Consider the following 11,380-nt stretch of genomic DNA (forward strand, 5'->3'; position numbering starts at 1 on the left):
AGCCGATCCCGGTTTCCTCCAGCGTGCGGCCGAAGCGCCCTTCCTGTCCGTAGGCGGCATCCGCGGTGACCCAGGCGATGGGCAGCGCGGAGGCCAGGACACGCAGGACCATCGCCTGGGCCCGGTCGGGTTTGATGCGAACTCCCGTCCGACGGGGACCTTCGCCGCCCGGCATCGTTCCGGGTCCTGGGTCCAGGACTTGGACAGGTACAGTTCCCGGTCGACCAGCGCCCTCCCGTCGATCCGGTCACAGCGTTGTGGGAGAGCAGCGCGGCCTGCTCACCGCCAGGTACGAACCCACAGAGCTGCTCGACCTCCTCGGAACACCGGCCGGGCTCCCCGCAACACTGGGGCGAGCGCACCAGGGCCACGTCCCCGCCCCGGGCAGGTACGCCGCGAACCACAGCTTCATGCCGTAGAAGTCCTGCGCCGCCCGCAAATCCCGGTTTAGCAGACGCCCCAGCAGGGAGCACCGGCGTTCCCGCTTGGGGCGGATCCAGCAGGCATGACTTGCTCCTTTGAGCGGGGCCGAGCCGAACTGTGGCCGCGCCTTCCCGTCCCACTTGCCGCACACGCAGCCAGGAGGCAGTCAACCTCCACAACCGGCGAACTGCCGAATCGGCAGCTGCAGAACCTCTCAGGCACACCCGGTAGCGGCGCGCTCGCGCAGTCAGCGGCCCCTCGGGTGGTCCCGCTGCCCGTCCGCCGGCTGATCGGCGCGCCGGTCTGGCTGTATGGGGCATACGGCGATACCCGACTCCAGCAGGCTGCCGAACACCAGTTCTTGGTTGCGTTCGTAGACACTCGTGATCATCCGGTATCCCGCTGCACGTCGCTGCATGTCATATAGAACGCGGCCTTGTTGATCAATTCCGAGTGCGCGCGCTGCGCTACGTGGTGGGGGACGCAAATGGGTCGCCGCGCGTGCCGCCAGGCCGGGGGGCTGTGGTGGAGCCAGTCCAGTACTGCTTCACGTGGCGAAGCCAGGGCGATCCAGATCGTCCCAAATGGGCCTCGCGAAAGGTTGTCGGGGAATCCCGGCAGTTCACCGATGAGGACGTCAGTGCGTCCCGCGCGGGGACCGGTGAGCCACAAGCGGGTCAGCTGATAAGCTCCCGTTTCCGCAACAGCGATGTACGACTCGTCGGCAGAGACTGAAGCCCCTCAAGCAGGATTTCAGTCTCACCGTTGGGCTTCATACGCACAAGCCCACCCGTGGAGGAGTTCTCCACGATGTCCGCGCGCCAGTCGTGCAGACCGTATCTGGCGCTCGAGACGGGGAAGTAGACGGAGCCGTCCGAGGCAGCCGCTGCGTTGCTGCAGAACCGCAAGGGCTCTCCAGCCAACGAGTCCACGAGCACTTCGATGGCAGCACCTGGCTCGGACGCCAGCCTCAGCAGTCCGCGCTCCGCGTCGCACACGAGCATTCGGCCGTCAGGCAAGGCCTCAAGCCCCAGTGGCGGTCCGGGCTATCTCCTCCACCCGGCCGCGGGTATTCGTGCCGGGCAGCGTGATCCGAAGAATCCTTCCGTCCGCCGTGCCAGTCTCAGGACTTGCCCCGCTGTATCCACGAGAATGTCTTCGGGCCCAGAGGCACCGATAGGGATCACTCGCAGGCGCGGCATCCGGGAAGGTGTGAACCTGCCCGCCATTCGTATCACCTCACCGCTGCCTTTCGCCGGGCGCGCAGGCAGCGGGTCATCTCCTCTGCGTAAGGCAGGATTACGCCGGCGCCGATGATGACGCCAAGGGCGGCAAGGTACTTCGCAGAAAGGGGACGGTCCTTCGGCAGCAGCTTCCAGTCCTGCGACCCGCGGCCACCACGGAGCAGTGCCCGCACTTCGTCAGCGTGGAGACAGGCTGTGAAAGCCATGGCGGAGAGAGGCAGCACTTCGAGAAAGCTGTGAATGTGCTGCTCCACTGGCCGCACTTCGCGGTCCTCCGTTGCCAGGCTCACGTCGTACAGGGCGGTAGCGCCGTGCGCCAGGGCTGCCCCTCCCATGACGGAGAGGACCAGCGGGTTGACCTTCGCGAGCAGTCCCATCGCGACGGGGATCCCGGCCTCGGTCATCATCAGCGCGTGCACAGCGGACTCTTTGGCGCCGCTCGTGTCCTCGATGCTGGTCCGTTTATGCATCCACCAGTCGGAGACGGCTGGGACCACCCACAGCGGGATGACCCCGTACAGGAGAAAGCGGCGGGTGGTGTCCTCGATGGAGGTGGATTGAAGGGGAACAGGCAGATCGCGTCCCTTGCGCCACTGCCGCCATCTGCGCATCAGCGACGCTTCGGCGAAAGCCATGGAAGTCCTCCTGAAAAGGTGGTAACAGCGGAAACAGGTTGTACCTTCCGGCCTCCCTGAGGAGCAGCGCTGCATGTGGTCGTTCAGACGCCGAGCCGGGCAGCATCTGGGTGCGGTAGAAGTCGAAGAAGCCGCGCTGGTCCTTGCCGACCTGACTGACGTATACCGTGTCGAAATCCGCGTCCGGGTACTCCCTGATTGCTTCTACTAGTGCGTCAGGGCCATCACCGCACGGCAGGGCTGCTTCGATCTGGTTCCGGGTGACCAGTTCTGAGGCCTGGTCGAGCTCGTCCGGTCCGTGCTCCTCACAGGACAGGAAGTACCCGAATTCTGGCATGCCATCTCCCCGCGTCGTCGCCTGCCTGGTCCCTGCCCTCGTGAACCGGATACCTGAGAAACACCCGCCGAAACGAAGATCCTGCATCTCGCTGACATCCTGAAGCCCGACACGCTTACTCGCCCTCCCCAGGAAGTTGCAGCGACAGCAACGGCGGCCCCCTGGTAAGGAAGTACGCGGCGCCTGCGGCAAACGCCAACCTGCTGCTCGCAGAGGCCCGGACGATTTGCGTTTTCCGCGTCGGCAATGCCGTTGCGCATGGACCGGACGCCCTCGAAGGCCTGAAAGCCCTGAACGTCCGGTGGAAAGAGGGAGCGGAGGTGGCCAGGCGAGAGTGTTGCCGGGGGACTTCAAAGCGGACGGACCCTACGAGGTGGTGCTTCCTGCCGAGCGGATGCCGCGTGGACCGGTCGCGCAGGGCTTTATGAAGCCCGGGCAGCTGAGCGACCCCGACGACAAGGCTCCTGCCGAGGAGGCGTACACCTTCGAAACCAGACGGCGGCTGCCCGAGCACCCGCGAGCGGAGCACCGGCGGTGAACGCTCCACCGTCGCGGGCGGTTTGCGGGGCCGGGCACGGAACCCGCGCACTCCGTCTACTTCGTCTCGACGCCGCGAGCGGATACAGGCGCAGGCGCACACTGCGAGTGATCACGAGGCTTGCCCCGGTGAACGGTTCCACCTGAGGCACCCGCCCTGGATCCCCTCCGTCTGCCGACCGGCGTTTCGCCGCCTCGCTACTGGACCTCGCTGCACAGGACCCCTCGCCGCCGCACGACGCGCTGCTGCGCTCGGCGGGGGTGACTGGTCCTGCTTGATCCGGGTGCCGACGGAAGGCCATGACGACATCCCACCGGCGGAGCCGCTCCGGTTTGAGCCGTCTGCCCATGGTTACCCGCTGCTGTGTCATCCGGGACAAGGAGTGTCATGACCGCATTCGGATACTTTCTGTCGTGTGAGGAGTTCGGTCCTGCCGAGCTCTTGTCGCAGGCCAAGGCTGCCGAACAGGCCGGGTTCGAAGTGCTCGCCATCTCCGATCACTACCACCCCTGGAACGATGAACAGGGGCAGAGTCCGTTCGTCTGGTCGATGATCGGGGCGTTGTCCCAGGCCTGCTCGCTGCCCGTGACCACACTCGTGACGTGCCCGACCGTACGGATGCACCCTGCGGTCAACGCGCAGGCAGCGGCCACGTCCGCCGTGCTGACCGGCGGCCGCTTCCGATTCGGAGTGGGCACCGGTGAGGCTCTCAATGAGCATGTGCTCGGGGAGGCGTGGCCCGATGCGGAGTTGCGGATGGAGATGCTCGAAGAGGCTGTGCATGTCATGCGGCACCTCTTCACGGGCAAGCAGATCACCCACCGGGGCCGGCACTACACCGTGGAGAACGCCCGCATCTACACGCTCCCCGATAAGCCGCCACCCGTCTATGTCTCGGGCTTCGGTCCCCAGGCCGCGACGCTCGCGGGCCGCATCGGAGACGGATTCGTTACGATGACGCCCGACCGGGAGCTGGTGGAGCAGTTCCGCAGCGCCGGAGGCGGCCGCAAGCCGGTCGTCGGCGGCCCGAAGGTCTGCTGGGGAACTGATCGGGATCAGGCGGTCAAGACCGTGCACCGGCTCTGGCCGAACGCGTATCTGCCAGGCGAGCTGGGTCAGATCCTGCCGACGCCGAAACACTTCGAGCAGGCGTGCGAGCTGGTCACCGAAGACATGGTCCGGGACAACGCCGTCTGCGGTGACGACGTGGATGAGCATGTGCGAGCGGTCCGCGCCTATACGGAAGCCGACTTCGACGAGGTGTACGTCAACCAGATCGGCCCGGACCAGCAGGGGTTCTTCGACTTCTACCGCACCAGCGTCCTGCCGCAGCTGCGTGATGGCTGATGAGTGCTGACTGGGAGGTGCAGGGGAGGTGTGTGCGTGGTCACCACGCGGGAGCCGTCGCCGCACGAAAGCGAGCGAGCTGACGCGTCGAACCGCCTGACCGAGTTGGATGTCCTGGCTTTGGAGGACGCGCTCCGTAAACGCGTCGACGGCGAAGTGCGGTTCGACGCGGGGAGCCGTGGCGCCTACTCAACGGACGGGTCGAACCACCGGCAGGTGCCGATCGGCGTAGTCATACCTCGGACTGTCGAGGCCGGCGTAGAGGCGGTGGCAGTGTGCGCCGAGTTCGGTGCGCCTGTGCTGTCCCGGGGTGGCGGTACGAGTCTGGGCGGTCAGTGCACTAATACTGCCGTCGTCATCGACTGGACGAAGTACTGCCATCGGGTAGTGTCGGTCGACGCCGCGCGACAGGCGTGTGTGGTGGAGCCGGGCATCGTACTGGACGAACTGAACCGGCAACTGTCCGGCTGTCAGCTGAAGTTCGGACCCAAACCGTCCACGCACAGCCACTGCTCGTGGGCGGAATGATCGGCAACAACGCGTGCGGCGCCGCGGTCCAGGAATACGGCAAGACCGTGGACAACGTACGGCGGCTGGAGATTCTTACTTACGACGGAACGCGGTGCTGGGTCGGTCCCACGTCGGATGAAGACTTCGACGACATCGCCGCCGGCGGCCGCCGTGCCGAGATCTATCGAGGTCTGCGGCAGGTCATCGACCGTAATCTGGGCGATGTCCGGCGTGGCTTTCCTCGTATTCCTAGGCGAGTTTCCGGATACAACCTGGACTCACTGCTCCCGGAGAACGGGTTCGACCTCGCCCGGGCGCTGGTCGGCAGTGAGGGCACCCTCGTCACCATCCTGCACGCCGAAATTGGATCTGGTCCCAGCGTCGATCACCACGGTGGCATAGCGGTGCCGTCGGCGCAGAGCGAAATCGTCGACGCCGATCACGCGAGGCACCCGCCCGACGGTCAACGGGATGCGCAACAGGGCGCGCAGGGCAGTGTGACGCGACAAGCCCACCGCGAGTAACGCAAGCAAACGTGCCCCCGCCCGGCCCGCTAACTCTTTGACCACGGCCTTGACTTGCCTGGTCAAACGGGCTGTGCGTCGCTGGTATCGCTCCAGCACGCCAGGCACCTGCTCGCGGAAGGTGTGGCGGCAGCCGCGCGTGGGACATACCAGGCGCCGCACCCGCACACGGACCACCACCCGCCGCCCGTCCACCGGTACGTCGGCCACGGTCCGCAGGTGAAAGCCGTGCACACGATCGGACGGCGCGCCGCAACCCGAACACGGCACCGGTTCCTCCGGCGTCCGTGCCCGCACCAGAATCCGCTCGGCCTCGTCGGTCACATCCTCGATGGCCAGCGGCGACAGACCCGAAAACACCACATCTACAAGCTCGTTGACATCACGCACGCCATGCCAACGGCCCATCACAACCCTCCGTCACCACCGAATGTGAGACAGAGCCCTTCGTTTGACAGACCCACAGATCCCGCGGTGAGTACTTCAGCGGGGCTTGGGTGCGCTGGTTTCTACTGTGTCGGGGGTGCCGTGTACCTGTACCGCCCTGGCCAGGTGGCCGGCGAGGGGTTCGGGCATGGCCTGGCCGTCAATGGCCTGCAGGAGTGCGTCGGCGATCAGGTGCAGTTTGATGTTGCTGCGCTGGGAAGCGGCCACCAGCACCTGCCAGGACTGCTGGATGGTCAGTTGGAACGATGCCATGAGGATGCCGCGGGCTATGTCGATCGCCGGGTGGGTCTGAAGTGCCCGGCGCAGCTGGGCGATCTCGGCCGCTTGATTGTCGCTGGATGAGTCTGCTGTCTGTGGCGGCTGTTCCGAGGGCGGCGTGTGATGTCCGGCTGTGGCGGTATCGGCCGCCTGTTCATCTACGGCGGAATCTGCCGGATCTGCCACCTTGGTGTGCGCGGGGTTCGATGGGATGGCCAGATGCTCGGCCGTCCCATTTCTGGTGGTGAAGAGTGGAAGGGTGCTGGTCAGGTCGAGCAGGCGTTCCACGGCCGGGCTGGTGGCACACAGGATGAGGCTCTTGGATGTCTGGAGGGCGCGGTGGCGCACTCGCAGCAGGGCGTTGAGGGCGGAGCAGTCACAGAAGTCGACCCCTGCGAGATCCAGTTCCAGGCCGCCCGCAGCGTGGTCCAGCGCGTCGCTCAGTGTCTGCTGCAGTACCTGGTCGCTCTCCAGGTCGAGCTCACCGGACACGGTCACGACAAGCCGGTCGTCGGCCGTGTCGACGCTCAGTGTCACAGGTACCGGCGTCTGCGATTGCTTGAGGGCGGTGCCGCACTCGGTGCAAGGCCCCTCGTGTCGGGGGCGGGGGAGTGTCGCGTGATGGGGCATGGGAGCTCCCGGCGCATACCGTCGTCTCTGGGCTTCCAGCTTCACCCCACCCCTCTTTCACGTCAACCGTTACACGAAATATAATTCACCCTTTTGAATGCGCGAACCAGATGTCCTATCGTGGGGGCATGGATCGAGCGCCGGAACCGCATGCAGGCTGGACGTTCCTGACCAACCACGCCCGGGTACTGGCTGCGATCTTTGAGAATCGCACCATCCGCGTCCGTGACATCGCCGTCCGCTGTCAGCTCACTGAACGCGCCGTGCAGAAGATCATCGCCGACCTCGAAGAGGGCGGATACCTCACCCACGTCCGGCACGGTCGGTCGAACGTCTACCGCATCGCCCCCGGCACGCTTCTGCGTCATCCGGCAGATACGGGCGCCACCGTCGCAGACCTGCTGTCAGTCCTGGCCAAACAGGAGGCCGCGCACGCAGCTGCCCGCGGCACTGAGTCGCACGAGGGGCGCTGACCCGACCGCCTGGCACGGCGGGGCACCAAACGAAGGAGGGCATGTCAGTAGCGGACTGAAAAATGGCGGCGGCCACCGTAGCCGGGCGAACTGCGCGACCGGGGAGCCAAGCGGCCCACCTCCGAGGCGACCGCGATGATGAGGATGATGAGCTCGGGCGTGGTGACGCTACTGCGGCGCGAGCGAGCCCGTAGACGTCGCCCGCTGCGAGCGGATGCGCGAGAGCTCCTGGAATGAGGAGCTGGCTCAGGACACCCGGGGAACCAGGAGAAGCCGGATGTCGTGGACGCTGCTGAGCTCATCGAGATCATGCACCGTAACCATTTCGCCGGCGCGCTGCGGCTGACTGGCGAACTCACACTTCACTGGTTCTGAGCCCACGTTCCGACGGAGCGTGGTTCGACGCACGATTCTCTTCCACCGGGATTCCGCGTCAAGGCCGTTCCGGCCCCGGGAGACGCCGGCGCTCCCTGCAGAGCCGGCGGCCACACCGCTGAGAGGACAAGCCCCCGGCACCCTATGCGTGCCCCGCACCAGCGCCGCCAACGGCATCGGCGGCACTCACTCGACTGGGCGGGGGCTGGCCGAGAACTTGGCCACTCATCTTCAGTACTCTCGGGGCTCCCAGGCGCGGATCTCCAGGCCCACGATGACTGCGTCCGGGTCGAGACGTCCGGTGGCGGTGAGCCAGGTGTGTACTGCGGCGGCGACGTCTCCGCCGGCGGCGTCGACCATGGCTTTGAACTGGACGCCGTCGAAGCCCTCTTCGCCTGAGCCGGGGCCTCCGAGGGTGTGGCCCGTAGGAGCGTTCCTCGGTGCTGTCGGGCCGCTTGACGACGTTGCGCCGCACGCCGGGGGAGTCGGCCAACCGGCCGACATCGTCCTTGAAGGCCTTCTTCTTGGCTCGGACCGTGAAGGCGACCGTAGCGGGCTGCGTCCTCCACTACGGGATAGTTGCGCTGGACCGGCCGACCCCGCCGGTTGCCCGCCGGCTGCGCGGCGTCATGCGACCGCCGCCCGGTCTTCGTCGTCGGCGCACTCGTGATCGGAGTACGCCGTGGTGTTTCGCCGAGCCGGTCGTCCCCCGTGGCGCCGCAGCAGCACGCCCCTCGCCCTGCGGGGCGCGGCTCTGCTTCGATGCCCGGCGTTCGCCCAACTGGTCCGACCTGCGTGTTTCGTGTTCTTTCGTGCATGGCGGGCGGGCCCGGGGGTACCGGTTGCGTGAGTTCGCGTTTGCGGGCTCCGTAGCCGCAGCGAAGAGTGATGGGGACATCCCCACTCTGGACTTGGGTGAAGGAGCGGAACATGCCTCGTGGTTCGAGTCCCAAGAGGGAACGCCAGTACGAGCACATCAAGGAGAGCGCCGAGCAGCGCGGTGAGAGCACCAAGCGTGCGAAGGAGATCGCTTCCCGCACGGTGAACAAGGAGCGGGCCCGTTCGGGTGAGTCGAAGACGGCGAGCCGGACTTCGACGCAGGACAAGTCGTCGTCGAAGCGGGGCGGGCAGCGTTCGCACAGCGGCTCGGAGGGGCCCACGTACGACCAGCTGTACGCGGAGGCCAAGAAGCGCAACATCCAGGGCCGCTCTTCGATGAACAAGGCCGAACTCAAGCAGAAGCTTGGCCGCTGACAGGAAGCGAACGCGCGCCATGGAAGCAGGAACAGCGAAGGGTCAGCGAGCCATGACCCGGATGGTTTCCATCGAGGGGTCGGCGGCGTCGGGGATCAGCATCCCCGCCCGGGCGCCGCTGCGCAGATAGTCGACGACCTCCTGGTTGATCACTTCGCCAGGGGCAATGACCGGGACGCCGGGTGGATACGGGCTGACGATTTCGGCGGCGACACGTCCTATCGCCGTCCGGGCCGGTACCTGCTCGGCGTCCGCGAAGAAGGCCCGGCGTGGCAGCACCGCTTGTTCCAGTTCGAGGGTGTTCGGGGGCGGTAGTGCGACGTCGGGTCGTCGCTCCATGGTGTGGGCAGTCTCGGTGAGCCGGTGAAAGGCGTCGATGAGGAGACGTTCGGTCGCATCGTCGTCCGCGTGCGTGATCTGGCCGTTGACCCGGAGCGTGTCCGAGGCACCGAGGTCGGCGCGGCAGTTGGTTCGCATCCATTCGGCGGCCTGCATGCCGCTGATGGCCAGCTCACGGACGTCGACCGTGATCCGTAGGGGATCCAGATCAGCTGCCTCGCCCGCCTCGGTGACCTCCGTGCCGAGTAGCCGCAGGCCGGGCAGGTCGGCGATCTCCTTCCGGATCCTGTGAGCCCGCTGTATCGCCGACGCCAGCACAGACTCTCCCTGTTCAACCATCTGGCGGCGCCAGCCGTCGAGAGAGGCGTACACCAGCGCCGATGAGCTGGTGGTGCCCAGCAGGTCCTCGCGCTGCCTGAGCAGCGTCGGTGACACCCGGTCGCCTTGAAGATGAAAGACCGAACTCTGCTCGATGGCGCCGCCCATCTTGTGCACGCTCGTGACGACGAGGTCGGCATCGGCGTCCATGCCCCACGTCGGCAGCCGGTCATGGAACGGTAGATGTGCCCCCCACGCCTCGTCGACGATGAGCGGTATGTCACGGTCGTGGACCACCCGGGCAACACCCGCGATGTCGGCGCAAGTGCCCCAGTCGGTCGGGGTGATGAGCAGCATGCCCTTGGCATCGGGATGGTCGTGCAGCGCTCGTCGTACGTCGTCCGGCTCCGGAGGGTGTGCCAGGTGGCGCTCGGCATCGAAGTGCGGGTGGACCCAGACCGGTTCGACGCCGCTGATGATCAAGGCTGCGACGACGGACTTGTGGGTGTTTCGAGAGACCAGGAGCTTCTCACCCGGACCGGCCGCGGCCAGCATCGCCGTCTTGACCGAAAGGGAACTGCCGCACGTGGAGAAGAAGGCGTGCTCCGCGCGGACCGCGTCGGCCATGAGCTCTTCGGCTTTCCGAAGCACACCGTGCGAGAGGCGACGGTCGTCGAGGCCGTTCATCATCAGCACGTCCGAACGGAAGAGGCCGTCGCCGAGTACGGCCAGTACGCGAGGGTCTACTCCGCGACCTTGTTTGTGGCCGGGCGGGCCATACACGACGTCGCCCCTGCGCCGGAACTCCTCCAGTGCGTACAGTACCGGTACCTGAGAGTGATCCATGCGTCCTTCTTGCCGTCCTCACGTCTCGCCGTCGGTGTCGCCGCTTCCAAAACAGGGCGCCCAGCAGGGCCCCTTGGCGGGCGAGTACCCAGGTGCGCCACAGGTATGGCCCAACCGGAGGCCGTCGTGACTTCCTTCCATTGCGGCCAGAGTCGGCAGGCGCGGCCTGGGAGGAGCGGACGTCAGCCCCTTCCCACATCGCTGACGTCCTGCGACCTCGCGAGTCCGGACGCTGTGGGGGACGGCTTGTGGGCGCCTATGAGCTCGTCGTCCGTTCCGTGCGTGCACGGATTGATCTCCCGTCGGGTACCGAGCACGGTCGGCTCAGTCGGCTGCCGACAGGAGCTGGGGGCTACCGCAGCAGTCCGCGCAGCAGTGGTCGAGTCGCACGGTGGATGAGCCAAGCGCTGGCCAAACCGATGGCGGCCCCGCCGACGACGTCGCTGGGGTAGTGGGCGCCGCTGTGGACGCGTTCGACGGCCACGATCGCCGTGGGGACCGCAGCGGCCGCTCCCCACCCCGGGGAGGAGGAGGCAACGGCGGCCGTGAAGCCTAGGGCGGCGGCGGTGTGGCCGGAGGGGAAGGAGGAAGTGTCCGGACGGTCTTCGACGTCGTGCGGGACCAACTGCTCCGGCGGCCTGCGCCGCTCCGAGATCTGCTTGCCCACCGCATTCGACACAAGCTCCGCGGTGAGCATGCTCAGCAGCCCTGCCGCAGCGGCCTTGATTCCGCTGCGGCCCCCGGTCGCGATCATCACGGCCGCCAAGCCCCACCACAACTTGGTGCACCCAGCCGCCCACTCCACCGCAGTCACGGCCTGCCGCGCCCAGGCCGAGTCCCAGGAGGCGGACTGACGCGTCAGCTGCCGGTCGAGGCGACGAA

9 protein-coding genes and 2 pseudogenes are annotated in these 11,380 nt (G+C 66.7%); 5 read left to right on the forward strand and 6 right to left on the reverse strand.

The features are described 5' to 3' along the window. Positions 1-1,657: 1,657 nt before the first annotated feature. Positions 1,658-2,302, reverse strand: a complete 645-nt coding sequence (locus tag ACH492_RS39745) for a diguanylate cyclase (RefSeq protein ID WP_398994286.1) — start codon at positions 2,300-2,302, stop codon at positions 1,658-1,660. Between the two features lie 710 nt (positions 2,303-3,012). Between ACH492_RS39745 and ACH492_RS39750 the strand changes: the two genes are divergently transcribed. The 3 genes and pseudogenes from ACH492_RS39750 to ACH492_RS39760 all read left to right on the forward strand — a co-directional run. Next, positions 3,013-3,177, forward strand: coding sequence for a hypothetical protein (locus tag ACH492_RS39750; RefSeq protein ID WP_398994288.1), 165 nt, complete (start codon positions 3,013-3,015; stop codon positions 3,175-3,177). Between the two features lie 387 nt (positions 3,178-3,564). Further along, complete coding sequence (locus tag ACH492_RS39755; RefSeq protein WP_398994290.1) at positions 3,565-4,524, forward strand: LLM class F420-dependent oxidoreductase; 960 nt, start codon at positions 3,565-3,567, stop codon at positions 4,522-4,524. Between the two features lie 96 nt (positions 4,525-4,620). Then, a pseudogene (locus ACH492_RS39760) lies at positions 4,621-5,411 on the forward strand (FAD-binding oxidoreductase); the annotation flags it as partial. Here ACH492_RS39760 and ACH492_RS39765 read toward each other — a convergent pair. After that, positions 5,388-5,966, reverse strand: a pseudogene (locus ACH492_RS39765) (transposase family protein); the annotation flags it as partial. The pseudogenes ACH492_RS39760 and ACH492_RS39765 sit on opposite strands and share 24 nt — an antisense overlap. 75 nt (positions 5,967-6,041) lie before the next feature. Continuing rightward, a complete protein-coding gene (locus tag ACH492_RS39770; RefSeq protein ID WP_398994292.1) occupies positions 6,042-6,938 on the reverse strand; it encodes an anti-sigma factor antagonist in 897 nt (298 codons plus the stop codon). A gap of 83 nt (positions 6,939-7,021) precedes the next feature. Here ACH492_RS39770 and ACH492_RS39775 point away from each other — a divergent pair, with 83 nt between their 5' ends. Further along, positions 7,022-7,366, forward strand: a complete 345-nt coding sequence (locus tag ACH492_RS39775) for a helix-turn-helix transcriptional regulator (protein WP_398994294.1) — start codon at positions 7,022-7,024, stop codon at positions 7,364-7,366. 606 nt (positions 7,367-7,972) lie between these two features. Here ACH492_RS39775 and ACH492_RS39780 read toward each other — a convergent pair. Continuing rightward, complete coding sequence (locus tag ACH492_RS39780; protein WP_398994296.1) at positions 7,973-8,101, reverse strand: hypothetical protein; 129 nt, start codon at positions 8,099-8,101, stop codon at positions 7,973-7,975. 570 nt (positions 8,102-8,671) lie between these two features. On the opposite strand from ACH492_RS39780, the gene ACH492_RS39785 reads away from it, so the two are divergent. Then, positions 8,672-8,995: a plasmid stabilization protein gene (locus ACH492_RS39785; RefSeq protein WP_398994298.1), complete on the forward strand. Its 324-nt coding sequence runs from the start codon at positions 8,672-8,674 to the stop codon at positions 8,993-8,995. 42 nt (positions 8,996-9,037) lie between these two features. Here the strand turns inward: ACH492_RS39785 and ACH492_RS39790 are convergent, their stop codons facing one another. Together ACH492_RS39790 and ACH492_RS39795 are read right to left on the reverse strand one after the other, a co-directional pair. Next, positions 9,038-10,498, reverse strand: coding sequence for an aminotransferase class I/II-fold pyridoxal phosphate-dependent enzyme (locus ACH492_RS39790; RefSeq protein WP_398994300.1), 1,461 nt, complete (start codon positions 10,496-10,498; stop codon positions 9,038-9,040). Between the two features lie 352 nt (positions 10,499-10,850). After that, a partial coding sequence (locus ACH492_RS39795; protein ID WP_398994302.1) for a phosphatase PAP2 family protein occupies positions 10,851-11,380 on the reverse strand: 530 nt, incomplete at its 5' end.

Origin of the sequence: Streptomyces sp. NPDC019443 (genome assembly GCF_044389785.1) — a bacterium.
GTDB lineage: Bacteria > Actinomycetota > Actinomycetes > Streptomycetales > Streptomycetaceae > Streptomyces.